The sequence below is a fragment of the Bacillus cereus group sp. RP29 genome, assembly GCF_040459765.1.
Classification (GTDB): Bacteria; Bacillota; Bacilli; order Bacillales; family Bacillaceae_G; genus Bacillus_A; species Bacillus_A paranthracis.
On sequence record NZ_JARVHN010000001.1, the window covers coordinates 5,077,501 to 5,102,631 of the forward strand.

Sequence of the window (25,131 nt, forward strand, 5' to 3'; positions counted from 1 at the left end):
TTCGCTCGACTTGCATGTATTAGGCACGCCGCCAGCGTTCATCCTGAGCCAGGATCAAACTCTCCAATAAAGTTAGTTTGTCTAGCATCTAAAATAAAAATTGACGTTTCACGTTGTTTGTTTCGTTCAGTTTTCAAAGAACTAAAAGCGGGTGAAGAGAATCGAACTCTCGACCAGAGCTTGGAAGGCTCTTGTTTTACCACTAAACTACACCCGCGTGGTCGGGAAGACAGGATTTGAACCTGCGACCCCCTGGTCCCAAACCAGGTGCTCTACCAAGCTGAGCCACTTCCCGTAATTGGCGCGCCCGAGAGGAGTCGAACCCCTAACCTCTTGATCCGTAGTCAAACGCTCTATCCAATTGAGCTACGGGCGCTTATTCATGATGTTTTTTTCGTCGTTGTATTTTGGCGACTCAATTATCTTATCATACTACATTTTCAAATGCAAGTACTTTTTTCAAAAGATTTTTGATGCGGCCGAGAGGACTTGAACCTCCACGGGGTTTCCCCCACTAGGCCCTCAACCTAGCGCGTCTGCCGTTCCGCCACGACCGCGCGGAAAAAACAAAAGTGAGCCATGAAGGACTCGAACCTTCGACCCTCTGATTAAAAGTCAGATGCTCTACCAACTGAGCTAATGGCTCGTAAATGGCTGGGCTAGCTGGATTCGAACCAGCGCATGACGGAGTCAAAGTCCGTTGCCTTACCGCTTGGCTATAGCCCATCGAAATACTTATCTTATTTCCAAAGACAAATGTTATTGTACCATAATGACCAATAAAAAACAACTGCCAATTAGCAGAAGTTAAAATGGCGGTCCCGACCGGGGTCGAACCGGCGATCTCCTGCGTGACAGGCAGGCATGTTAACCACTACACCACGGGACCATTTAATCTTTACATTAATGTCATTTTACTTTTCATTATAATATTATGGTGGAGGATGACGGGATCGAACCGCCGACCCCCTGCTTGTAAGGCAGGTGCTCTCCCAGCTGAGCTAATCCTCCGTAGTGGTGACCCGTACGGGATTCGAACCCGTGTTACCGCCGTGAAAGGGCGGTGTCTTAACCACTTGACCAACGGGCCAATATGAATGGCAGAGAAGAAGGGATTCGAACCCTCGCACCGCGTTCGCGATCTACTCCCTTAGCAGGGGAGCCCCTTGAGCCACTTGGGTACTTCTCTGTATGGCTCCGCAGGTAGGACTCGAACCTACGACCGATCGGTTAACAGCCGATAGCTCTACCACTGAGCTACTGCGGAATAATAAAGACAATTTGTATCTTATAAAAATTCTCATCACAAGTCAAGAAGTTTTTTCACAACATCTTGTACAAACGTGACATGTTTATAATATACTGGATTGCGTTTTCACTGTCAAGATGTTTTCTTTATTAGAATTAGTTTCCCTTTACACTTTCCGCAGACATATCTTTTTGTATTAATTTGACGTCTTCTTACATATTGAAGCAAACATTCCATACATTCATACATATAAGTCTTTTTTTCCTTCTCTCCATTCATCATTTGTTTACAAAAGCGCGGTGCATCAACTGCCTTTAATAATTCTCGAAAATCCTTATCCCGATGCTTATACCCTCTCCCTGTAATATGTAAATGATAATGACAAAGTTCATGTTTAACGATCCCAACTAATTCTTCTTTCCCATACATTTCGTAATATCGATAATTCAGTTCAATATTGTGTGTATTCAATAGATAACGTCCACCAGTTGTACGCAACCTACTATTAAACATTGCCTTATGTAAAAACGGCATCCCGAAATATTGTAGCGATACTTTTTCCACTAGCCGCTGTATTTCTTGCTCATCCATTTTCATTCCTCCTAAACAAAAAAATATTTTTACACTTTTCTCCTCTCTTATACATATATTAAATAGTACATATACCCATCCTCATTCAAGAAGCGTGGTTTCTAAAAACATAGCAAAAATAGAAATCCACTCACCAACCTCTCATCAATAGTACTTTACATTTATGAGAGTAGGATTAAACAAGGAGGGATTCCTATGCCTACATGGCTCAAAAAACAAATGCAACGCGCATATTTTGAAAAAAACCGGTATCAAATTAAATTACTAAATGAATGCTGGTTTTATTATAGCAAAATACATCAAAGTTCCTAATCCATTACACGTTTTATCCTATAAAAAAAGAGCAGTTTCATCTGCTCTCTTCTCTTACTATTCAATCGGCAACATAGATAATGCAACGCGACCTTTTTTCGTATCAATATCATCTACCCATACTTTGACGATTTGTCCGACAGATACAACATCTAACGGATGCTTCACGTATTGTTTGCTTAGTTTAGAAATATGTACTAAACCATCTTGTTTCACACCTACATCAACAAAAGCACCAAAATCAACAACGTTACGAACTGTTCCTTCCAGTTCCATACCACGTTTTAAATCTTCTAATTTCAAAATCCCTTTTTTCAGAAGTGGTTTAGGCAACTCATCCCTCATGTCTCGCTCTGGACTAATGAGAGCATCTATAATATCGACTAATGTCGGCTCTCCTACTCCCGTTTCTTGGGACAACTTAGAAATCTCCACTTCTTCTAAACTCTTTTGTAATTGCGGTTGCCCTACGTCATCTTTCGATAATCCTAGACTCTTCAATAACAATTCAACATTTTTATATTGTTCTGGATGAATACCTGTACGGTCTAACGGATTTGCCCCTTCTAATATACGTAAGAAACCTATACATTGTTCATATGTCTTCGCACCTAAACGTGGTATTTTCTTTAAGTCTGTTCGTTTTGTAAATTTCCCTTCTTCTTCACGCTTTGCTACAATATTTTTCGCAACAGTTTTTGATAAACCCGAAACATATTGCAACAACGCAACTGAAGCTGTATTTACATTCACACCGACTTGGTTAACTGCTGTCTCTACTACAAACGTTAATGATTCATTTAATCTTTTTTGAGACACATCATGTTGATATTGTCCAACCCCAACTGATTTCGGATCAATCTTTACAAGTTCAGCAAGTGGATCTTGCAGACGTCTACCGATAGAAACCGCACTTCTTTCTTCAACCTGTAAATCTGGGAATTCCTCACGGGCTAAATCAGAAGCCGAATACACACTCGCACCAGCTTCGTTCACAATAATATAGAAGACTTCTCGTTTCACATGTTGTAATACATCAACTATAAATTCTTCTGATTCTCTAGAAGCTGTACCATTCCCAATCGCAATCATTTCAACCTGATATTTATCTATAATAGAAAGAACTTTCGCTTTTGCATCTTCATATTTACGCACTGGTGGATGCGGATAAATAACATCAATATATAGAACTTTCCCCGTATCGTCTACGATAGCTAATTTACAACCCGTTCTATATGCAGGGTCTACAGCTAACACAACCTTTCCTTTCATTGGAGGTTGTAATAACAAATTACGTAAGTTCTCAGAAAAAATATGTATTGCTTGTTCCTCAGCTGTTTCTGTTAATTCTTTTCGAATCTCCCTTTCAATAGAGGATTGAATTAATCGTTTATAACCATCCTCAATTGCTAACTTTACATACTGTGCACTTTTTGAATCGTTATCACGAATTACTTTCTTATATAAGAAAGTTACTATCTCATCTACTGGCGGAACAACAGAAACTCTCAATATATCTTCTTTCTCACCGCGATTCATCGCTAATACACGATGCGGCACGACTTTCTGCAACGGTTCTTCATAATCGTAATACATTTCATATATATTTTTTTCATCTTTCTCTTCATCTTTTACAGCCGAAGACATAACACCTTTTCTAAAAGTAACATTCCGAATCCAACTACGATATGCTGCTTCATCTGAAACGATTTCTGCAATAATGTCTTGAGCACCTTGTAATGCCTCTTCTGCAGATTGCACTTCTTTCTCGGCATTTATAAACTCCATTGCCTTCTGATTCGGATCTTCTTTTGTATATAACAATAACCATTCAGCTAATGGCTCTAGTCCTTTTTCTTTTGCAATCGTTGCTTTCGTTCTTCTCTTCTCTTTATATGGACGATATAAATCTTCTACTTCTTGCAACTTTGTAGCTTTCACAATTTGCTGACGTAATTCTCCTGTCAGTTTCCCCTTCTCATCAATAAGACGAAGAACCTCTTCTTTTCTATCTTCAAGCTGCATTATATATTGCCATCTCTCTAAAATTGTACGAATTTGCACTTCATCTAAAGAGCCTGTCCATTCTTTTCGGTAACGAGCAATAAATGGAACTGTGTTACCTTCTTCTGTTAATTGAATAACATGACGAACTTGCTTTTCGGTAAAGCCTAATTCCTTCACTAACATTTTCATTAACGCTTGTCGATTATCTACCATTTCCATATACAACCGTAACCTCCTCTATAATAAAAAAAGTTGCCCTTCAAAGAGAGCAACTTAAACTGCCGATTTAAAAATCTATTAGTCCTAAACTAATTTGTAGCGCTTCATCTACACGAATCATCATCACTTCATCTAAGTGAGTGATTTTGTCCGTTAAGCGCTGCTTATCGATTGTTCGAATCTGCTCAAGTAAAATAACAGAATCTCTCTCAAAACCGTACTTTTTCGCATCAATTTCCACATGAGTGGGTAATTTCGCTTTTTGAATCTGTGCAGTAATAGCCGCTACAATCACCGTTGGACTAAAACGATTTCCGATGTCATTTTGAATGACAAGAACCGGACGAACGCCTCCTTGCTCAGAACCAACAACTGGGGAAAGGTCTGCAAAATACACGTCGCCGCGTTTTACAATCAAAATATTACCCCCCGCTAACTAAGCGTTCTACTGTATGAGCTGCTTCATACTCTGCTAAGAAAGCTTCAGATGCAATACCAAGATTAATTTTTCCCATTTCAATGTACCCACGTCGCATTGATTCATGTTGGTAGCGTTTCTTCGTCTTATGTTGACGCAATAACAGTTGTGTTGCCTGGCAAATTAGTTCATGGCGATTCTTATTCTCTTGTTTTCCAATTCCGTCCAATTCCGTTACCATTTGCTTTGGCAACCGAACCACGATTTCAGTAGTTACACTTGATTCGGACACAAAAATACACCTCCACCGTCAACTACACACCCAAATATATATATGACACCTATTGTAATAATACCATTGTATGGAGCCTGTTGCAAAGACTTCCTTATTCCTTGCTTATGTTTTCCAATTCACAAACAAAACATTCATATTCTTTTATTTTTTATCTCATTACAACAAGAAACGGAAGAGTTTCCACGTTAAATTATGTTAAAAGTAATGATAAGTAAAAAGCTTCTCGTCAAAAAACGAACTTATTCTTAGCCAACGAAAAGTCCTCTCACATGACAAGAAGCAAATCATACTACCTTCTATATATCATTCAAATAATTGATTACTTCCACAACTTTACCGTTCCGTATAAATATTCTCGGCACACGGAAACTAATCGTTGTAATAATTTCATAATTAATAGTACCCGAATATTCCGCAACCTCTGTAGCGCTAATATATTCATCTCCTTGCCTTCCAATGAGTGTAACTTTCGTACCAAGAGGCACTTTACAAGGAAGGTGAATCATGAATTGATCCATTGTTACTCGCCCTACAATCGGTACCCTTTTACCATTTACAAGCACTTCAAATCCTTGTAATCTTCTAAGCCAGCCATCTGCATAACCAATTGCAACGGTCGCAATCCATTCTTCCGTCTTCGTTCGATAAGTGACGTTATAACTAATTCCATCCCCTTTAATCACCTCTTTAATATGAGCAACTTTCGTATGCAATGATAGCGCTGGTTCTAATTTAAACGGTAAAAAAGGGCGTATTTCTACAGATGGAGATAACCCATACATCGCAATACCAATTCGTACTGCATTAAATGTAATCCCTTGAAAACGTAGCGTTGCAGCACTATTAGCTGTATGAACAAACTTAGGATCCACTCCGAATTCTTTCAACCAACTTAACTGCTCCAAAAATGTGTTATATTGCTTATCAAAGTAAGAAGTCTCCACCTCATCTGCCGTTGCAAAATGCGTATAAACTCCTTCCAATTCTAAGAATGGTGCACCTTCTAAGCTTTTTAAAAATCCTTTTAATTCTTTACGTTCACGTATTCCAATTCTCCCCATACCACTATCGAAATTAATATGGTATTTCATCGTAGACGAACCATCCCAAAGTTTGATTGCTTCATCTACCCATTCCTTTTGAAAAACAGTTAATGCTACATCATTTTCAGCAGCTACATTTATATCACGAGGAGGAGAAGGACCTAACACTAAAATCGGCGCAGTAATACCAGCTCTTCGAAGCACTAAAGCTTCATCTAAGAACGCAACTGCTAACCTTGTCGCCCCCGCTTCTAATGCTGTTTTAGCCACCGGTACATAATCGTGCCCATATGCATTCCCTTTAACAACGGCAAAAATTTCTACATCACTCGGGATAAATTCTTTAATATGTGTAACGTTGTTATAAATGGCATCTAAATCCACTTCCACCCAAGTGTCACGGTAAAATGGCGCTTCTTCCATAAACACACTTCCTTATACACGATATGCGAAGCTTATTCTTTTATATGCTTCTTTTATGAAATCCACCCTTCAAACTAAGAAAAGACGTGGTGCACATATATCACCACGTCTAAGAAGTTTACTTCACTTGCTTCTCTGTAACTGAACGAGCAACCATTAACAGCTCCTTCGGCTCTAAACCTTTAGACACGAGCATATATTCTACTCCGTTATGCGACCACGTTAAAGAGTCTTTCGTCAATGCTCCAATTGTAAAGCCAAGATCAACCAATTCCCCGCTCACACTTATCGCTGACGAAGCCTCTGCAACTTTTGCCTTTTCTTGTATTAAAGTAAAGGATTTCTTACTTCCAGTGTATGTGAGTATCGCACGCTTGCCACTGTCTGTCTTCAACTCTTTTTCATCTTTTAAAGTCATACCTTGCGGCGTATCACGCGGATACAAAATAGCAAATGGTTTGTCTTCTTTCGCTGTCGTTTGAACATCTACTTGCGCTCTAGACATATTTTGTTTCGTATCAAATGCACCTTTATCAAATTTCGCATCAAATTTCACTTTAGAGAAATCTACTTTCACAAGAACATTTTGATCATTATCCATTAACTTCACCGAAACTGGTGTTAAATCACTTTTCTTCAATGTAATCTCTTGTCTCGGCAACATGTTTTGATGCTGATAGTTTGTTTTTGTTTTAAAGATATAATACTTATCTGTTTTTTCAAAAGTAAGGTTTTTCTTATCCTGCAAAATATCCCTCACAAGAGATTCGTATAAATAAGCCTGGCTACTATTTTGCGGCCAATCACTTTGGAAACGGAAACTCTTATTAAGCGCTGGCGTTAATACAAATACACCTTCTTCATTCCTTAAAATAATTTGACTTTGGTCTTTTTTCGCATTCTGCAAATTCACACGATAAAAAGAAGGTTCCTTATGCCATATTTCTACCTTATACTCCTGAGGCTCATTCCCTGTTTTAATAGATAATTTCGCTTCAGCTTGATAGCTTTTCAACCCTTTTACTTTCGCTTCTAAATCTCTCACAACATCATCTTGTTTCTTTTCCATACAACCGGCCAACACAAAAACGGTTAATAAACCGACAAGAACTAAAAACAGACGCCTTTTCATCACTTCAGCCCCTTTGCCCCTATAAATGAATGGAAGATGTACCTTCCTTATCGCTACCACAAATATATGAGACAAAGATATAAAATATGCAGACTAGCGTGACGAGCTTTCTAAAACAACTTGAGCAACAGCAAATTCCTTACTATGACTAATTGATAAATGAACAATATGCTCTGTACTTGTAATAAGAATCGGCTTCCCTCTATCATCATTTCTTACTTCAATATCTAAAAAACTCACTTCTTTCCCGATACCAGTTCCTACCGCTTTTGAATACGCCTCTTTCGCTGCAAATCTTCCAGCTACAAACTCTGTAAGGCGGCTTCCCTTCAGCCCCTTAGCAACATTACGTTCACTTTCAGTTAAAATACGTTCCATAAATTTAAGCTTTCCATCTATCATTTTTTCAATTCGATTCAATTCAATAATATCGATTCCAATCCCTACAATCATTTCAAAATCCCCTTCTTCTATTTAGCTTTCTTTTTTCATATTGTAAGAATAACAGAGAATCTTTCTGATGCAAAAGGAGTGATACTCACAATATGCTAATACCATCCGCCCGCATTTCCTTACAACCAATCGTCATCGCTTTACTTCTCGTACAATTAATCATGATTATATTAGGCGATTTTTTCCTCTTTCCTATGGCAGCTTCTAATGAATATATCGCTAAAGGAGAATGGTGGCGTCTCATAACTTCCCTACTCGTACATGTAGACTTACCACATTTTCTTTCTAATAGTATTTGTTTATTCGTCCTTGGCTCTTCTATTGAAAAACAACTAGGCCACTTTTCTTTCATCATTATTTTTTTCCTTTCTGGCATTCTCGGAAATATTTTCTCTTATCTTATTATGCCCCATGAATATATTCATACCGGGGCATCTGGTGGTATCTTCGGATTGCTAGGTGCACAGTTATTTCTAATGTATAGCCGCTATCGTTCTTCCAATCCAAGAGACATCGCTATTTTTTCAATCATGATATGTATATTACTACTATTCACTTTCTTCAATCCCTCTGCCAACCCTATCAGCCATTTAACAGGATTGATCATTGGTGGTATTTGCACCCCTTTATTAATAAAAAAACTCGATGGTGCAGAGCTCATTTAATATAAAAGCTCGCACCATCGATAATTTCCACATCTGTTTTTTCACTTAAATCCCTCATGAGTTGAAATAAAGACTCATCCTTCATCTTCGCTTCAATCATACAATCAATTTGTGGAACACTTCCCTTTATCTTTTTTAAAAAAGATAAAAAAGTATCTACATCAATAAAGTCCGCATGTGCTCTCGGGTCTTTTCCCTCTCTAGGACTAGAAATGTGCATTTTCACTGGTAACAAAGACGATTCCCACGTATGTACGACACGCGCCCAATCTTCATGCCAATCTTCTCGATCATGATTCATCATATGGTGATGTAAATCAAATACAACGGGAATGTCCAATTTTTCTCCTAAATATAATGTGTCCTCGAGCGTAAAAGTTGTATCATCATTTTCTAACATAATCATTTCCTGAATACCTCTTGGGACATTAGACCAATTCTCTATAAAACGCTCTAATGCAAGCTCTTTATCTTTATATCCGCCACCAACATGCATTACACATCGTTGCTTATGTTCAATCCCCATACCTTTTAATAATTTTCTATGCATCTGTAACGTCTTTACAGATTGTTTAAAAATATTCTCCTCGGGTGAATTAAGTACAACAAAATGATCTGGATGAAAATCAATACGCATATTCATTCGAATAGCGTAATCACCTAGCACTTTTAAATTTTCTTTTAAAGGGCGAATATAATTCCAATCTAACAACTCCTCATGATTCGCTAAAGGAATCAGCTTGGAACTAAGTCGAAAGAACGATATGTCATGTCCTTTATTATGTTTTAATAATCGTAAACAGTTTTCCAAATTCGAATTAGCAATTCTTTCAAGTTTACGAATCGCCGCTTCCCGATCATCTATTTTTTGAAACTGCGCGTACGTCATCGTTTGAGATGGAGATGCATTTTTCAAATGTACACTCATCGCGACATAGCCAAGCCTTACAAGCATGCGGCACCTCATTTCTACATAAGTTATTATGTAGTATGTACAATTACAAAAATAAAAAAAGAGAATGCCGGCAAAGGGCATTCTCTTTTTCATTATTAAGCTTGTGGCTTACGGCTATGATGTTTTCTTTCGCCGCGTCCGTTTGAAGATCCTGGGCGTCCTTGACCTTCGCCACGACGACCACGGTTGCCACCATCACGATTGCGATCACGGTTACCGTCACGATTACGACCATCGCGATTGCGGTCACGGTTACGACCATCGCCACCGCGTCCATCACGACTACGATTACGGTTACCATCACGGTATCCGCCTCCGTTACCGCCGCGTTTTTTAGAACCGCCACCTCTTGCAACAACTGGTGGTTCTGATGTTAAAGCGATTGGAGTTGTATCTGGCTCTTTTGTCATCATTTTTAAAGCAGCAGCTACTACTGTTACAGAGTCGTTCTCTTCTAACATTTCTTCCGCAATACGCTTGTAGTATGCTAAGTTTTCATTTTCAATTGTGTTTTGAAGTTTTTCAGCGATTAAACGTTGTTGACCTTCTAGTGCCTCGTCAAGTGTTGGTGCATCCATGCGGTCCATTTTACGTTTTGTTGTACGCTCGATATTTTTTAATTGTCCAGATTCACGTGGTGTTACAAATAGCATTGCAATACCTTTTTTACCTGCACGACCAGTACGGCCAATACGGTGAACGTATGATTCTGGATCTTGTGGAATATCGAAGTTGTATACGTGTGTTACACCCGAAATATCAAGACCACGTGCAGCAACGTCTGTTGCAACAAGAACTTCAATAGAACCTTCTTTGAACTTACGTAATACAGACATACGTTTCGCCTGAGTTAAATCACCATGGATACCTTCCGCAGCATAACCACGTAAATTTAATGCTTCTGATAATTCATCAACACGACGCTTTGTACGACCGAATACAATCGCAAGCTCTGGAGATTGAATGTCTAATAAGCGTGTCAATACATCAAACTTTTTCTTTTCTTGCACTTCTAAATAGAACTGCTGAATGTTTGGCATTGTTACTTCTTTTGCTTTTACTTTAATGTGTTGAGGCTCAGTCATGAAACGCTCAGCAATACGACGGATTGGATCCGGCATTGTCGCTGAGAATAGTAATGTTTGGTGTGTTTCTGGCACATCTGTTAAAATTGCTTCAATATCTTCAATGAAGCCCATGTTTAACATTTCATCCGCTTCGTCAAGAACAACTGTCTCTACGTTTTGTAAGCGAAGTGTTTTACGGTTAATATGATCTAAAATACGACCCGGCGTACCAACAATAATGTGTGGGTGTTTTTTTAGAGCACGAATTTGGCGGTTAATATCTTGACCACCGTAAATTGGTAAGATACGAACGCGTTTATGTTTACCAATTTTGTATAGCTCTTCTCCAACTTGAATTGCTAATTCACGCGTTGGCGCGATAACAATACCTTGAACCGATTCTTTATGTGTATCCACTTTATCTAATAGTGGTAATCCGAATGCTGCTGTTTTCCCTGTACCTGTTTGTGCTTGCCCAATAATATCCTTACCTTGCAATGCATGTGGAATTGTTTCAGCTTGAATTGGCGTAGCCTCTTCAAAGCCCATACTTTCAACAGATTGCAGTAAAGAATCACTTAATCCTAATTCTCGAAATGTTGTCAATGTTACTTCTCCTTTTCTATCCTATACTTATCATTTAAAAAAAGGCGTTTTCCGAATTTGCGGAAAAGCCCTTTTCCTGAATGCTCACGTATATAAACGGGCGTATATTCTTCACGAAAATACTTCTAAACGTTATTACACTTTATCAATTATAAGTTTTGTATGTGTAAAAAGCAAACCCAACTGTTACCTTATTTTCATATTAAGAGTTTTTTTCTTCACTTTTATTTTTTTATATTTACTGTAAGCGCTTATTATAAGTTTCTTCTTTTTTCGTTGCTATCATCCCTATTTATATACACCAATTATTTCAACATCGTAATTACTTCTTCCAATTTCATACCGCGAGATGCTTTGACTAATACAACATCTTTCGCATCGACTACTGCTTGCAACTCTTTTACTAACTCTTCTTTATTATCATAAGCCTTTACACGTTCGTTAGGGAAATTAATTTTTGCTCCTTCAGCAATTTGAGCTCCTAATTTACCATATGTGAACACATAGGAGATTTTTGCTGGATCGATTAATTTACCTACCTCATAATGAAACTGTACTTCTTGATCTCCAAGCTCTAACATATCGCCGAGAACAACAATTTTTTTAGAGAATCCATCTAAACCATTCATTAGGTGGAATGCTGCTTCCATAGCTGTTGGACTTGCATTATAAGCATCGTTGATAATTGTTAATCCACTATTTGTTTTTACAATTTCCATACGCATGCCTGTCATTTGAAGTGTTACTAAACCTTCTTTCATCTCTTCCCACGTTACACCAAAATGTTTCGCAATTGCCATAGAAGCAAGCGTATTATACACATTGTGTTTCCCTAATACCGGTAGATAGAATGAAATGTTTTCTTCTCTATTCATTTTAAAGTGTGTCCCAGTTGCTTGTAACGTTACAGTCGTTGGATAGTAATCATTTGCTCTAGCATCACCAAACGTAACTGTTTCAGCTATTAAATTCATTTCAGGAACACGATTCGTTAATAATGGCTCATCTCCGTTATATACGAACACTCCACCTTCTTGTAATCCTGTCACAATTTCTAATTTCGCTTCAGCAATTGCCTCGCGAGAGCCTAAGTCCATTAAATGCGCTTCACCAATGTTCGTAATGATAGCTGCATTTGGACGAGCTAACTTAGATAAGAATTCAATTTCCCCACGGCTTGACATTCCCATTTCTAATACAGCTACTTCTGTATTTTCTTCTAAGTTTAAAATAGTAAGAGGTAGCCCGATATGATTATTGAAGTTTCCTTCTGTTTTTTGAACTTTGAATTTAGTCGCAAGAAGACTTGTTACAATATCTTTTGTAGATGTTTTACCGTTACTACCTGTCACACCAATCACTTTAACATCCAATTGGTCGCGATAGTTTTTTGCTAACATTTGTAATGCTGATAGCGTGTCTTCTACAAAAATAACCGGAAGATTCTCAGGTGGATTTGCTACATCTTTCATCCATAATGTCGCCACAGCTCCATTTTCAACAGCTTTATCTACAAAAGCATGTCCATCGAAACGTTCACCTTGAATCGGAACATATAAGTTTCCTTTTTCGATTTTTCTCGTATCAATAGACACTCCTTGTATAGTAATTCCCTCATACTGCTCTGCTAATCCCGTACCATTTGTCATTTGTTCTACTTGTTTTAACGTTCGATTTATCATAAAAACACTCCTTACATAGAGGAAGCACTATTCCTTCGAATAGTGCCTCCTCCTTTTTTTGTTAGATTGTATATTTAATTTTTTGTTTTTCTTCGTGACGCTCCATTGCTAAACGAATTAGCTCTTCAATTAATTCCGGATACGGTAATCCAGTATGTTGCCATAGTAGAGGGAACATACTAAACGGCGTAAATCCTGGCATCGTATTCACTTCGTTAATGTATACTTCTCCATCTTTCGTTAAGAAGAAATCAGCTCGCGTTAAGCCAGCACCATCTAACGATTGGAATGCAACAATCGCATCTCGCTTAATAACATTAGACTCTTCTTCTGTCATTTCAGCTGGAATAATTAACGCTGTATCACCATCGATGTATTTCGACTTATAATCATAGAAGTCTTTTTTAGGTACGATTTCACCTACAACTGAACATTTCGGTTCATCATTACCTAGTACACCAACTTCTACTTCACGTCCAACGATATTTTCTTCCACAATAATTTTACGGTCAAATTGGAATGCCTCTTCAAATGCATTCTCAAGTTCTTCACGATTTTTACACTTATTAATCCCAACACTTGAACCAAGGTTTGCTGGTTTTACGAAGCAAGGGTATCCTAATACTTCTTCTACTTTTTCATATGCTGTTTCACGATCTTTTTCCCATCCGCTACGAATGAATGATGCATATTTCGCTTGTTTTAATCCAGCTTCTGCGAAAATGTTTTTCATAACAACTTTATCCATACCAGCAGCAGATGCTAGAACACCATTTCCTACATAAGGAATATTCATTAATTCTAATAATCCTTGTACCGTTCCATCTTCACCATTTGGTCCATGTAGTAATGGGAAAATAACGTCGATAGCATTTTCCTCAGCATTTGCAGATGGAATGATTTCTGTGCTTAATGATAGCGGAGAAATCGCATTTTCTGCACCGCTCATTTTTAGAACTTCAACATCTGTTACTTCACCTTCAATACGCTCACCGCGTACCCATTGACCTTGTTCTGTAATATAAATTGGATGAATCTCGAATTTATCTTGATTTAATGCTTTAATAGCAGCAAGAGCCGTTTGTAGCGAAACTTGATGCTCAGCTGATTTTCCACCATATAATAAACCTAATTTAATTTTTGTCACTGAAATCACCCTAACCAATTGTTTTCATTTTTCTATTTTAGCACTTTTTATAAAAATAGGTAGTTCCTATTTGAAATAAAATGCAACTTCCACAAATAATTAAATGACACCACTTATTGGTTTTCTATACTTTTTCCACTTAACTTTCTTGATAAATATATAAAGTGAAACTTTAATCAGTGGGGGGCTTCATCCCCTACTGATTATTAGTTGAACCAATCGGACTTTAATGGGCAGCCCGACCCCCACCTAAATTCCTTGCTTTCGCTGAATTTTGAGGTGGGGGTCTTACTGCCCATTAAAGTGGGATAAAATTGCAATCCAACCTAGTTATGTATCTAAAATATGTAGAAATCCCCTTTTTGTGTATGTCATCTAATTATTAAGAAGATTGTTTGGTTAGTGTGCTTTTTTGCCTTTGTTCAACGAGACGGTCTAAAGAAATATATACAATACCTGCAACTACACAACCGACAGCTAAAATTGTAAATAAAAAGTGGCCAAGTAATCGGTCTAATAAAAAACCTCCAAGAAGTGGGCCGAATGCACTTCCTGTAATCCACTGCAAACTTGCAGCTCCCATATAAGTCCCCCTCAAATGCTCAGGAGCCAAATTCGCTACAAACGTCATCTGTACAGGCGACATAATCATCTCACCTAACGTATATATGGCATATATAAACAGTAACGTTATTAAAATAATCGTAGCATTTGTATCAAGTCCTCCAAACCACTTCGGTAACCACCCTATAAAAAATAACCCAATCCCAAACAAACATGCACCATATAACATCGTCTTTCCAACAGGTTTATCTGTGACCCATTTTGAAATTTGAAATTGGAACAACACAACTAATAGTCCATTTAAAGCCATTAAATATGGATATGGATTGTTAGTTCCAAAAATACCTTTCATTTCATTGTCAAAGTGCAGTGGCAACATGCCTTCTGTTTGAGAAAATCCCATCGAAATAATGATACCTGCTAATAAATAAATCATGAGTGCCTTATCTCGCAATACAATTTTCCACACTGCTCCTGATTCTTTTTCTGTATCACCTTCTTTATTCGTACTCTTTGGCATTGTCTCTTGAATAAGGACGAATACAAGCAATGCATAAAATAACATCGTAGATGCGGCAATAATAAACACAAGGTTCTTCGATAACATAACTACTGAAGCCCCCATTATCGGACCAATTGCAGCACCTATATTGTGCCCCATTCGCAATAAACCATATGCTTCTGTTCTTTTTTCTGGCGCCGTTACATCCGCAACCATCGCTGATGCAGCTGGATGAAATAACGAATTACTTAATCCTAAAAAAACAGATAAAATCGCATATGGAATAAATCCTTCTATAAATAAAAAACCGAGCATGAATACTGCATTGCTCGCCATCGAAAATATCATAATCGGTTTTCTTCCATATATATCAGCAATTCTTCCCCCTATAATTGATCCAAAGCTTGCAGCAATTGGAGACAGTGCCATAATCACTCCGACCTGTAATAATGAATCTACCTTATCTTTTAAATATAATGCAAAAAAAGGCATCAACATCATCATTGCAATTCCATTTAACGTCTCACCAATAAACCGAATCCATACGTTACGGTCCATCTCCCTTAACTCACGCCACGTATTTTTCATTATTTCACCCCTTTTGTTCAACAATAATTATCTTATAACAAGTTCAGAAGAATGTAAATTTTCAAAATTAAAAATCCATTCTAACAGAATTAGAATGGATTTTTCTACTTATAAATTGGCTGCGTCGTCTTCTTCTTTACTATTATTTAAAGCACTATGTTTTCGGCTATATAAGAAGTAAACCGCAATACCGATAATCATCCATACACCAAAACTAATCCAAGCCGTCCCGGATAATTGAAGCATTAAGTATAAACAAAAAATTACCGTTAACGCTGGTAAAAATGGTACAAGCGGCGCCTTAAATGCTCTTGGTAAATCAGGATGCGTTCTTCTCATTACAATAACAGCAACAGCTACAAGTGCAAAGGCTGATAAAGTCCCCATATTTACAAGATGCGCTAACACATTTAAATCTATTAATCCTGAAATAAGTGCTGCAATAATTCCCGTTGTCCACGTATTTAAAAACGGTGTTTTAAATTTCGGGTGAACTTTAGCAAGACGTTTCGGCAACAATCCATCTCTACTCATTGCATATGAAACTCGTACTTGCCCATACATCATAACTAACATTACTGTTGTGATTCCTGTAATTGCGCCTACTGAAATTACTCCCGCTAAACTATCTTGTCCAATAAATTGAAGTGCAAAAGCGACTGGATCTGATATATTCAACTGCCCGTATGGAACAATTCCTGTCAAAATAAGCGAAACGATAATATAAAGAGCCGTACAAATTAATAAAGATGCAATAATACCAATTGGTAAATCACGTTGTGGACGTTTCACTTCTTCTGCTGCCGTTGAAACTGCATCAAACCCTATAAATGCAAAGAACACTGTAGCAGCTCCAGCCATTACACCATCTAAGCCAAATGGCATAAAAGGCGTCCAGTTTTCAGGTTTCACATAATTAAAACCAGCAAAGATAAAAATAAGAACAACCGCTAGTTTAATAAATACCATAATATTATTTACACGTGCACTTTCACGAACACCTCTAGATAAAAGAACTGTCATCACTAAAATAATTAGAACTGCTGGCAAATCAATTATTCCACCCTTTCCTGTACCAGGGGCTGAGGAAAGAATGGTAGGAATATGAATTCCAAATCCCTTTAATAAAGATTGGAAGTACGCGGACCAACCATTTGCCACAGCAGAGGTTGCAAGTAAATACTCAAGCATTAAGTCCCATCCAATTAAAAATGCGAATACTTCTCCCATCGTCGCATATGTGTACGTGTACACACTGCCTGAGACAGGAACTGAAGAAGCAAATTCAGCATAACAAAATGCAGCAAAGGCACACGCTAACGCGGCTATCGCAAATGATAATATAATAGCTGGTCCAGAATGTTTCGCTGCTACCACGCCCGTTAGAACAAAAATACCCGTTCCAACAATTGCCCCGATTCCAAGCATCGTTAAATCTAGTGCGCCCAATGTTCTTGCTAACGTCTTTTGTTTACTCTCTTGCATTAACTTTGCAATAGGCTTCTTTTGAAAAATTTGCTTCATAGCATGCTCCTCCAAGTTTTAAATTTTCTGAAAATTTTTAATTCGCTTTTTCATTTTACTCATAGTACTTTTTCCAGTCAATACTTTTGTCGAAATAAGTAGAAACTCTTATGAATATGCACGATTTTTATCATTCTTTCTATATATCTTTCTATAACTTTTTTTGGTATTATTATACATGTCGATTCCATGAAAAAGGCATGCTCTGTTATTGAGCATGCCTTTTTTACTTATTTCACAGTATATGATCCCTGTTCAATCCAGCTATACATATATTTTTCATCTTCTGTTTCATGTGCTTGTTTTACAATACGAAGCGGACGGAATGTATCTATCATAACAGCTAATTCAAGCGTTTCTTTTTTCCCTATACTCGCCTCTGTTTTCCCAGGATGTGGACCGTGAGGAATGCCGCTCGGATGAAGTGTAATAGACCCTTCCTCCACACCTTTTCGGCTCATAAAGTTACCTTCTACATAGTACAGTACTTCATCGCTATTCACGTTACTATGATAATACGGTGCCGGAATAGATTCTGGATGATAGTCATATAAACGTGGTACGAAAGAACAAATAACAAAATTGTGACCCTCGAACGTTTGATGTACTGGAGGTGGCTGATGAATACGACCTGTGATTGGCTCAAAGTCCTCAACATTAAAGACCCACGGATATAAATAACCATCCCAACCAACAACATCTAACGGATGATGTCCTAAAACATGTTTATGCATATATCCCCTCGACTTTGTCATTACGACAAACTCACCTTTTTCATCATACGTCTCTAATTTTTCAGGACCACGAATATCTCTCTCACAAAACGGACTATGCTCTAGCAATTGTCCATATTCATTACGATAGCGACGCGGTGTTGTAATTTGACTATTTGCCTCTACAACAAGAAACTTAGTCTCTCCTTCATCCGGAATAACACGATAGATCGTTCCAATTGGAATTGTTACATAATCGCCTTTTCGATAATGAATCGTTCCAAACATCGTTTCAATTTTTCCTGTTCCGTAATGGACAAACAACATTTCATCGCCATCACCATTACGGTAGAAATAGTCCATTTTTTCTGTTGGGCTCACTACTCCGATTAATAAATCCTCATTCCCAAGTATAAAGTTTCTTCCGCTTACTGCATCACCACTTTTTTTATTTTCTTTCGTGCGAAAGTGACGATGAGAAAGAGCAACATCTTCTTCATACTGCAACTGACAAGAATGAGATAATGCCGCATGCCCTACTTCCGTTGGCATATAATGATGATACAAAATAGATTGCGTACCAGAAAAACCTTTTGTTCCCATTACCTGTTCACGATAAAGTGATCCATCTTTTTTACGGAATTGCACATGTCGTTTATGAGGTAGCTCCCCCATGTGACGATAAAACATGCTCATCACCTGCTTCCCTTTCTATTTTGACCGTATTACGTAATGTACCTAAACCAGTAATCGTAAGTTCTACCACATCACCATCTTGCAGCCACTCTTCTGTACCCAGTTCTAAAATACAACCTGTTCCTACTGTTCCAGAACCAATCACATCGCCTGGATATAACGTAACATCTTCCGAAGCACGTTCAATCATTTCAGCAAATGTATAGTAAATATCTCGGAAGTTCCCTTTTGATAATAGCTTTCCATTTACATGAGCAGTCATCTCTAACTCATAACGGTCACCATTACGATAAATATCTAGTTCCTCTTTCGTAACAAGGTACGCTCCTAATGAAGTTGCAAAATCTTTTCCTTTCGCTGGACCAAGTCCTACCTTCATTTCTGTTGCTTGTAAGTCCCTTGCACTCCAATCATTCATAATACAATAACCAAAAATGTATTCCTCTGCTTGCTCACGAGAAATATTTCTTCCTTCTTTCCCAATTACGCAAGCAATCTCTAACTCATAATCAAGTTTTTTAGATTTCTTCGGACTAATTACAACATCATCTGGACCAATTACAGCACGATGGTTCGTAAAATAAAAAACCGGAATATCGTACCATTCAGGTACAACATCTAACCCTCTTCGGCTACGTGCCGTTTTTACGTGCTGTTCAAATGCATAAAAATCCCTAATACTACTCGGATTAGGAATCGCTGCTGCTAATCGCACTTCCTCTAAAGAATATATGCCCTTTTCCGGATTATTAATATTACGCAACACTTCTACATACTCATCCGCTTTCTCTAAAAAGGCGAACATAGAAGAAGGTAATTTTCCACCACTAGCAAGATTCATATCGATTACTTTGTCACCTTCAAGCCATCCAGCTCGCATTTCTTTTGAAGGAAGACGAAATGTAACAAATTTCATCATGATTCCTCCTTATGAAAATGAAATTTCCACCAGCAAAAGAATGATTGCTGGTGGATATAAATTTTATAAATTCCCGCGACGCTCTTGTTCTCTTTCAATTGATTCGAATAACGCTTTAAAGTTTCCTTCTCCAAATCCACGAGAACCTTTACGCTGAATGATTTCAATAAATAAAGTTGGACGATCTACAATTGGTTTCGTAAAGATTTGTAGTAAGTATCCTTCATCATCGCGATCTACTAAAATCTTTAATTCTTTCAACTTATCAATTTCCTCATCAATTTTTCCAACTCGTGCAGTTAATTCATCATAATAAGTATCTGGTGTATCTAAAAACTCCACACCATTTGCACGTAGCGCTTCTACTGTTTTAACAATGTCATTTGTTAGTAAAGCAAGATGCTGTACACCTGCTCCATTATAGAACTCTAGATATTCTTGAATTTGTGATTTTCTCTTTCCATCCGCTGGCTCGTTAATAGGGAACTTAATACGACTTCCATTTGTCATAACCTTCGACATTAATGCTGAATACTCTGTACTAATATCATCATCATCAAAATGGATCATTTGTTTAAAGCCCATAACGTTCTCGTAATAACTAACCCACTCTTCCATCTTTTCAACATTACCAACTACATGGTCTACAGCAATTAAACCTGACTCTTCAAATGGAATATCAAACTCAGCCTTTTGGAATCCTGGCATAAATGTCCCTTTATAATTTTTACGCTCTACAAGCGTATGAATTGTATCACCATACGTACCAATAACTGCTTTTTTCAATGTACCGTTCTCATCTGTTAACTCTACAGGCGGAGCAATTGCGACGGCACCACGTTTCACCGCTTCTGAGTATGCTTTATCAACATCGTCAACAAGTAATGCCACATCTTTCACGCCATCACCATGAGTCTTTACAAACTCTGCAATACGATTGTCACTACTTAAAGCCCCAGACACAACGAAACGCATATTTTTTTGCACAAGAACATAAGATACTTTTTCACGATTACCAGTTTCTAATCCAGAGTAAGCCACAATTTTGAATCCGAATGCTCTCGCAAGATAGTAACTTGATTGCTTTGCATTTCCTACGTAAAACTCCAAATGATCTACATCACGTACTGGAAAAAAGTCCTCCATTTGTGCAGCTAGCGTATCCATAGATTTTTGTTTCATAAAATCCTCATCCCCCTGTAAATAGATTAAATGGTTCATACTTAAAACCAACCGAAAACGCTTCCAACATCAATTGATAGAAATTAGTTAGCAAGCTAACAAATTCTGACCTTTAAAATTTTCTATCTTTTCTGTCAAATTCCTCTTTTTTTCTTACATATAAAATTCGACTTTTTTCTCTTTAAAATAAAGGGGGCTATTCATACTTGAAGGGATATATAGAAGAAAAATAAAAAAGACTCCAACATATTAATTACTTACTAATATGCTAGAGTCTTTATTTTTTTTGAATGATTGTATTTATATGTCTCATACTAATACTTTTGCAAGGAATAGAATAAATGATGTTAATACTACCGCTCCACCTAATGATCCTAATAAATCTGTTTTTGTTACTTGTAACACTTGCTCACCGTTCATATTCCTCATTCTCCTTTCATTTTGTATAATGTAAAACTTCTATTATACTAATACACTTGATAGAAATACGATTAATGCTGTTAATACTACCGCTCCACTTGCTGATCCTACGAAGTCACCTTTTGTTACTTGTAATACTTGCTCTCTCATTTTGCATTCTCCCTTCTTTTTTCCTTTGTTACAAAACTTCTATTATACTAATACGCTTGATAGGAATACGATTAACGCTGTTAATACTACTGCTCCACTTGCTGATCCTACGAAGTCACCTTTTGTTACTTGTAATACTTGCTCTTTCATTTTGCATTCTCCTCTCTTTTTCTTTTTACAAAACTTCTATTATACTAATACGCTTGATAAGAATACGATTAATGCTGTTAATACTACTGCTCCACTTGCTGATCCTACGAAGTCACCTTTTGTTACTTGTAATACTTGCTCTTTCATATTATGTATCCTCCTTTTTAATAAGTTATCTATATGTAATTTCTAAGAAATGTTTATTTCATAGTTTTTATGTTGATGTTACATTAAATTTAATAACGTAACGTTTGTAACATTAATGTAACATAACTATTGTTACGTTGCAATATAATTACGTAAATTTTATTACACTTTTTTTACGTTTTTTTATAAACACCTTCAAAAAACTTGATTTAATGCATTTTCTACTAAATCCATATTTGTAACATTCATGTAATATTACAGTCATATAACGAAACATCCCTATACCTACCTCTACTTTTGTTACAAAGTAAGATAAATCTTTCATTAATAAAGTGGAATCTATCAAATTCTTACTGATAGTTCATGAGAGATAAAATACAATCTTTCCAAGATAAGTTTATATGTTTCCTTTATATAACTATGTATAATAAGAACAAAGAGGTGGTCATTTTGAAATTAATCGCATTAGATATGGATGGTACACTACTATCATCTAATCTTGAAATCTCCAAAGAGAACTTACAAGCTATCCAAACTGCAAAAGAGGCTGGTCATATTGTCATGATTTGTTCTGGCCGTGCAAAAGAGGATGCTTTGAAATTATTGGAAGAGTATAAACTATCTCTTCCAGTTGGAGCAAGCAATGGGGCAATTGTTTATGTGGATGGAGAAGTAATTAACTCGCGTTGTATACAAAACGACAAAGTGTACAAACTTGCAAAATTACTAGAATCTGAAGGCTTTCCTTATAAGCTATATACAAATAAAGGAGTTTATTCTCCATATACATGGCAAGATCAAGTTATGCAAGCGTTCGAAGAAAATAAGCATGCACTAGATGTTACGCTTGAGGAACTTGAAAGAATTACAGAAAAACAAAAGAAATCAAACTTAATTACTGATTTCCAAAAAATAGAAGATGTTGTAAATAATCCAGAATTAGAAATATCTAAATTCTTTATTTTGACATTTAACGCAGGGCATCGCGCACAGCTATTAAGTATGTTACAAGAAGATACTGATATTATGGTTACAGCATCTGCTCCTACTAATTTAGAAATTATGGACAAGAATGGACATAAAGGAAATGGACTGAAACAAATGGCAGCCCATTTTAATATACCAATTGAAGATACAGTTGCTATCGGTGACAATTTTAACGATGTACCCATGTTAGAAGCAGCTGGTTTATCAGTTGCAATGGGTAACGCTGAAAAAGATGTAAAAAAACTATGTGATGTTGTAACATTAACAAACAATGAACATGGTGTTGCTCATGCAATCGAACAATTTGTATTGAAACAAACTTCATCTAGTAAATAAAAAAAGGACTCTTTCTATTTGAAAGAGTCTTTTTCTTTTATACATGATGACAAGCAACAAAATGCTCCTCACCAACATTACGAAATTCAGGTACCGTTTGTTTACAAATATCTGTTGCAAACGGGCAACGTGTATGAAAACGACACCCCGAAGGTGGATTCGCTGGACTTGGAATGTCACCCTCTAGTATGATTCTCTCTCGCTTCACTGTTGGATCTGGTATTGGAACAGCGGATAACAATGCTTTCGTATACGGATGAAGTGGATTCGTAAATAACTCATCACGCGGCGCTGTTTCCACAATCGTTCCTAAATACATAATTCCAATCTTCGTACATAAGTGCTCTACTACGCTTAAATCATGTGAAATGAACAAATAAGATAATCCCTTTTTCTCCTGTAGCTCACTAAATAAATTAATGATCTGTGCTTGAATAGATACGTCTAATGCTGCCACAGGTTCGTCAGCTACAATAAATTCTGGGTTTAATACCATAGCTCTTGCAATAACGATACGTTGGCGTTGTCCACCCGAAAATTCATGAGGGTACCGATCAATATGATATGGGGCTAAGCCACATAACTCTAATACTTCTGTCACTTTTTCACGAACATTTTCTTTCGTCGCTAATCCGTGAGCTAACATCGGTTCACCAAGCGCTTCCCCAATTCTCATTCTCGGATTTAATGAGCTAAATGGATCTTGGAAGACAAGTTGCATATTAGGACGATGTTTTCTCAATTCTTCCTTAGATAAAGAGTGAACATCTTGCCCTTTAAACTTCACTTCCCCTTCCGTTTTTTGGACGAGACGTAAAATTGTTTTTCCTATCGTTGTTTTTCCGCTTCCCGATTCACCAACGAGGCCGAATACTTCACCTTTATTAATAGTAAAACTTACTCCATCAACTGCTTTTACATGTCCAACCGTTCTACTAAATATGCCGCCTTTAATTGGAAAATATGTTTTTAAGTTTTTTACTTCTAATAATGGTTCACTCATTGTTTCGCACGCTCCTCATATAACCAGCAAGCAACTTTATGATTCTCATCATGTACATTCAAACTTGGCGCTTCTTCTTTACATATTTCCATACAATGCTCACAACGGCCGCTAAAGTAGCAAAACTCATCCAAACCAACTAAATTAGGAACTTGCCCTGGAATAGAATATAGTTTATCTATTCGTTTTCCCATCACTGGTTTTGATTTTAACAAACCTTTCGTATACGGGTGTTTCGGATTTTGGAATATTTCTAGTACCGGTGCTTCTTCAATAACTTTCCCACCATACATAACGACAACATAATCAGCCATTTCCGCTACGACACCTAAGTCATGTGTAATTAATAAAATGGATGTTTTAAATTCCTTTTTTATTTGCCTTAATAAATCTAATATTTGAGCTTGAATCGTAACATCAAGAGCCGTTGTCGGTTCATCAGCAATTAATAACTTAGGATTACAACTAAGTGCAACAGCAATCATAATACGTTGTAACATACCACCGCTCAGTTCGTGTGGATAAGAATGGACGATTTCATCCGCGCGGGCTATACCGACTTTACGAATTAACTCAATTGCCTTCTTATATGCTTCATTTTTACTAAGTAATTCATGCTCCCTTAACGTCTCTACAATTTGTTCCCCTACAGTAAAGACTGGATTTAGCGATGTCATCGGTTCTTGGAAAATCATCGCAATATCATTCCCTCGTAAACTACGAAGCTCTTTCTCTTTCATTCCTAAAAGACTTTTTCCTTCATATAAAATATCTCCACCTACTACACTACCTGATTCAGCAATAAGTCCCATAATAGATAAAGCCGTTACACTTTTCCCGCAACCAGATTCACCTACAACACAAACAGTTTCACCTTCTCGAACAGAAAAACTAACATGATTCACAGCTTTTACTGTTCCTTCTTCTGTCTGAAAGTGTGTTTGTAAATCTTTTAGCTCTACTACTGCTTTACTCATATTCCCTCA

At 37.1% G+C, this 25,131-nt stretch carries 25 protein-coding genes, 11 tRNA genes and 1 rRNA gene (1 of these 37 only partly in view); 3 read left to right on the top strand and 34 right to left on the bottom strand.

Annotated features, from left to right (window positions below; genetic code table 11):
- From QCI47_RS26715 to QCI47_RS26775, 13 genes are all read right to left on the bottom strand, one after another.
- Nucleotides 1–70, bottom strand: a 16S ribosomal RNA gene (locus QCI47_RS26715) (it extends 1,481 nt beyond the left edge of the window).
- A gap of 76 nt (nucleotides 71–146) precedes the next feature.
- Nucleotides 147–217: transfer RNA gene (locus tag QCI47_RS26720), tRNA-Gly, on the bottom strand.
- A gap of 1 nt (nucleotide 218) precedes the next feature.
- A tRNA-Pro gene (locus QCI47_RS26725) sits at nucleotides 219–295 on the bottom strand.
- Between the two features lie 4 nt (nucleotides 296–299).
- A tRNA-Arg gene (locus QCI47_RS26730) sits at nucleotides 300–376 on the bottom strand.
- 98 nt (nucleotides 377–474) lie between these two features.
- A tRNA-Leu gene (locus QCI47_RS26735) sits at nucleotides 475–557 on the bottom strand.
- A gap of 16 nt (nucleotides 558–573) precedes the next feature.
- Nucleotides 574–646, bottom strand: a tRNA-Lys gene (locus QCI47_RS26740).
- 5 nt (nucleotides 647–651) lie between these two features.
- Nucleotides 652–726, bottom strand: a tRNA-Gln gene (locus tag QCI47_RS26745).
- Nucleotides 727–813: 87 nt separating this feature from the next.
- Nucleotides 814–889: transfer RNA gene (locus QCI47_RS26750), tRNA-Asp, on the bottom strand.
- Between the two features lie 46 nt (nucleotides 890–935).
- A tRNA-Val gene (locus tag QCI47_RS26755) sits at nucleotides 936–1,011 on the bottom strand.
- Between the two features lie 4 nt (nucleotides 1,012–1,015).
- Nucleotides 1,016–1,090, bottom strand: a tRNA-Glu gene (locus QCI47_RS26760).
- An 8-nt stretch (nucleotides 1,091–1,098) separates the two neighbouring features.
- Nucleotides 1,099–1,189 (bottom strand) — tRNA-Ser (locus QCI47_RS26765).
- A 3-nt stretch (nucleotides 1,190–1,192) separates the two neighbouring features.
- Nucleotides 1,193–1,267 (bottom strand) — tRNA-Asn (locus QCI47_RS26770).
- A 114-nt stretch (nucleotides 1,268–1,381) separates the two neighbouring features.
- The gene (locus QCI47_RS26775; RefSeq protein ID WP_000344257.1) at nucleotides 1,382–1,840 is read right to left on the bottom strand and encodes a SprT family protein; all 459 of its coding nucleotides are present in this window, start codon (nucleotides 1,838–1,840) and stop codon (nucleotides 1,382–1,384) included.
- Nucleotides 1,841–2,035: 195 nt separating this feature from the next.
- On the opposite strand from QCI47_RS26775, the gene cmpA reads away from it, so the two are divergent.
- Nucleotides 2,036–2,152, top strand: a complete 117-nt coding sequence (gene cmpA, locus QCI47_RS26780) for a cortex morphogenetic protein CmpA (protein ID WP_001143642.1) — start codon at nucleotides 2,036–2,038, stop codon at nucleotides 2,150–2,152.
- Nucleotides 2,153–2,209: 57 nt separating this feature from the next.
- On the opposite strand, the gene QCI47_RS26785 is transcribed toward cmpA, so the two are convergent.
- The 6 genes from QCI47_RS26785 to acpS form a co-directional block, all read right to left on the bottom strand.
- Nucleotides 2,210–4,378, bottom strand: coding sequence for a Tex family protein (locus QCI47_RS26785; RefSeq protein WP_071741907.1), 2,169 nt, complete (start codon nucleotides 4,376–4,378; stop codon nucleotides 2,210–2,212).
- A 67-nt stretch (nucleotides 4,379–4,445) separates the two neighbouring features.
- On the bottom strand, nucleotides 4,446–4,796 hold the full coding sequence (gene ndoA, locus QCI47_RS26790) for a type II toxin-antitoxin system endoribonuclease NdoA (RefSeq protein ID WP_000635963.1): 351 nt from the start codon (nucleotides 4,794–4,796) through the stop codon (nucleotides 4,446–4,448).
- 4 nt (nucleotides 4,797–4,800) lie between these two features.
- Nucleotides 4,801–5,088: an antitoxin EndoAI gene (locus QCI47_RS26795; protein WP_000004570.1), complete on the bottom strand. Its 288-nt coding sequence runs from the start codon at nucleotides 5,086–5,088 to the stop codon at nucleotides 4,801–4,803.
- A gap of 299 nt (nucleotides 5,089–5,387) precedes the next feature.
- The gene (gene alr / locus QCI47_RS26800; RefSeq protein WP_000390599.1) at nucleotides 5,388–6,557 is read right to left on the bottom strand and encodes an alanine racemase; all 1,170 of its coding nucleotides are present in this window, start codon (nucleotides 6,555–6,557) and stop codon (nucleotides 5,388–5,390) included.
- Nucleotides 6,558–6,675: 118 nt separating this feature from the next.
- A complete protein-coding gene (locus QCI47_RS26805) occupies nucleotides 6,676–7,626 on the bottom strand; it encodes a LolA family protein (RefSeq protein WP_025991724.1) in 951 nt (316 codons plus the stop codon).
- Nucleotides 7,627–7,782: 156 nt separating this feature from the next.
- Nucleotides 7,783–8,142, bottom strand: coding sequence for a holo-ACP synthase (acpS, locus tag QCI47_RS26810; protein ID WP_000635037.1), 360 nt, complete (start codon nucleotides 8,140–8,142; stop codon nucleotides 7,783–7,785).
- Nucleotides 8,143–8,234: 92 nt separating this feature from the next.
- Between acpS and QCI47_RS26815 the strand changes: the two genes are divergently transcribed.
- Nucleotides 8,235–8,807 carry a rhomboid family intramembrane serine protease gene (locus QCI47_RS26815; RefSeq protein ID WP_000906924.1) on the top strand — a complete coding sequence of 191 codons (573 nt, stop codon included), beginning with the start codon at nucleotides 8,235–8,237 and terminating at the stop codon, nucleotides 8,805–8,807.
- Here QCI47_RS26815 and uvsE read toward each other — a convergent pair.
- The 13 genes from uvsE to QCI47_RS26880 form a co-directional block, all read right to left on the bottom strand.
- Nucleotides 8,800–9,762 carry a UV DNA damage repair endonuclease UvsE gene (gene uvsE, locus QCI47_RS26820; RefSeq protein WP_353811992.1) on the bottom strand — a complete coding sequence of 321 codons (963 nt, stop codon included), beginning with the start codon at nucleotides 9,760–9,762 and terminating at the stop codon, nucleotides 8,800–8,802. The two genes, QCI47_RS26815 and uvsE, sit on opposite strands and share 8 nt — an antisense overlap.
- 95 nt (nucleotides 9,763–9,857) lie before the next feature.
- The gene (gene cshA, locus QCI47_RS26825) at nucleotides 9,858–11,435 is read right to left on the bottom strand and encodes a degradosome RNA helicase CshA (protein ID WP_000206582.1); all 1,578 of its coding nucleotides are present in this window, start codon (nucleotides 11,433–11,435) and stop codon (nucleotides 9,858–9,860) included.
- A 305-nt stretch (nucleotides 11,436–11,740) separates the two neighbouring features.
- Nucleotides 11,741–13,117, bottom strand: a complete 1,377-nt coding sequence (murF, locus tag QCI47_RS26830; protein WP_000610683.1) for a UDP-N-acetylmuramoyl-tripeptide--D-alanyl-D-alanine ligase — start codon at nucleotides 13,115–13,117, stop codon at nucleotides 11,741–11,743.
- A gap of 61 nt (nucleotides 13,118–13,178) precedes the next feature.
- Nucleotides 13,179–14,264 (bottom strand): D-alanine--D-alanine ligase, encoded by a 1,086-nt coding sequence (locus QCI47_RS26835; protein ID WP_000161445.1) that lies wholly within the window; start codon nucleotides 14,262–14,264, stop codon nucleotides 13,179–13,181.
- Between the two features lie 382 nt (nucleotides 14,265–14,646).
- The gene (locus tag QCI47_RS26840) at nucleotides 14,647–15,918 is read right to left on the bottom strand and encodes an MDR family MFS transporter (RefSeq protein WP_074543891.1); all 1,272 of its coding nucleotides are present in this window, start codon (nucleotides 15,916–15,918) and stop codon (nucleotides 14,647–14,649) included.
- Nucleotides 15,919–16,026: 108 nt separating this feature from the next.
- Nucleotides 16,027–17,442 carry a branched-chain amino acid transporter BcaP gene (gene bcaP, locus QCI47_RS26845; protein ID WP_000809368.1) on the bottom strand — a complete coding sequence of 472 codons (1,416 nt, stop codon included), beginning with the start codon at nucleotides 17,440–17,442 and terminating at the stop codon, nucleotides 16,027–16,029.
- Nucleotides 17,443–17,672: 230 nt separating this feature from the next.
- Nucleotides 17,673–18,845: a homogentisate 1,2-dioxygenase gene (locus QCI47_RS26850; protein ID WP_353812017.1), complete on the bottom strand. Its 1,173-nt coding sequence runs from the start codon at nucleotides 18,843–18,845 to the stop codon at nucleotides 17,673–17,675.
- Nucleotides 18,811–19,767 carry a fumarylacetoacetate hydrolase family protein gene (locus QCI47_RS26855; RefSeq protein ID WP_076874882.1) on the bottom strand — a complete coding sequence of 319 codons (957 nt, stop codon included), beginning with the start codon at nucleotides 19,765–19,767 and terminating at the stop codon, nucleotides 18,811–18,813. The genes QCI47_RS26850 and QCI47_RS26855 overlap by 35 nt, the downstream gene beginning before the upstream one ends.
- 66 nt (nucleotides 19,768–19,833) lie before the next feature.
- Nucleotides 19,834–20,952, bottom strand: coding sequence for a 4-hydroxyphenylpyruvate dioxygenase (gene hppD, locus QCI47_RS26860; RefSeq protein WP_000810913.1), 1,119 nt, complete (start codon nucleotides 20,950–20,952; stop codon nucleotides 19,834–19,836).
- A gap of 309 nt (nucleotides 20,953–21,261) precedes the next feature.
- The gene (locus tag QCI47_RS26865) at nucleotides 21,262–21,381 is read right to left on the bottom strand and encodes a DUF3948 family protein (RefSeq protein WP_001993573.1); all 120 of its coding nucleotides are present in this window, start codon (nucleotides 21,379–21,381) and stop codon (nucleotides 21,262–21,264) included.
- 33 nt (nucleotides 21,382–21,414) lie between these two features.
- Entirely contained in the window at nucleotides 21,415–21,522 is a 108-nt protein-coding gene (locus QCI47_RS26870) for a DUF3948 family protein (protein WP_048520051.1), read from the bottom strand.
- Nucleotides 21,523–21,564: 42 nt separating this feature from the next.
- Nucleotides 21,565–21,672 (bottom strand): DUF3948 family protein, encoded by a 108-nt coding sequence (locus QCI47_RS26875; protein WP_000664237.1) that lies wholly within the window; start codon nucleotides 21,670–21,672, stop codon nucleotides 21,565–21,567.
- A 39-nt stretch (nucleotides 21,673–21,711) separates the two neighbouring features.
- Entirely contained in the window at nucleotides 21,712–21,819 is a 108-nt protein-coding gene (locus QCI47_RS26880) for a DUF3948 family protein (RefSeq protein ID WP_000664237.1), read from the bottom strand.
- 450 nt (nucleotides 21,820–22,269) lie between these two features.
- On the opposite strand from QCI47_RS26880, the gene QCI47_RS26885 reads away from it, so the two are divergent.
- Nucleotides 22,270–23,142 (top strand): Cof-type HAD-IIB family hydrolase, encoded by an 873-nt coding sequence (locus tag QCI47_RS26885; RefSeq protein WP_071741911.1) that lies wholly within the window; start codon nucleotides 22,270–22,272, stop codon nucleotides 23,140–23,142.
- A gap of 37 nt (nucleotides 23,143–23,179) precedes the next feature.
- On the opposite strand, the gene QCI47_RS26890 is transcribed toward QCI47_RS26885, so the two are convergent.
- Together QCI47_RS26890 and QCI47_RS26895 are read right to left on the bottom strand one after the other, a co-directional pair.
- Nucleotides 23,180–24,145, bottom strand: coding sequence for an ABC transporter ATP-binding protein (locus QCI47_RS26890; RefSeq protein WP_001294512.1), 966 nt, complete (start codon nucleotides 24,143–24,145; stop codon nucleotides 23,180–23,182).
- Nucleotides 24,142–25,122, bottom strand: coding sequence for an ABC transporter ATP-binding protein (locus QCI47_RS26895; protein ID WP_000030784.1), 981 nt, complete (start codon nucleotides 25,120–25,122; stop codon nucleotides 24,142–24,144). The genes QCI47_RS26890 and QCI47_RS26895 overlap by 4 nt, the downstream gene beginning before the upstream one ends.
- Nucleotides 25,123–25,131 lie beyond the last annotated feature (9 nt).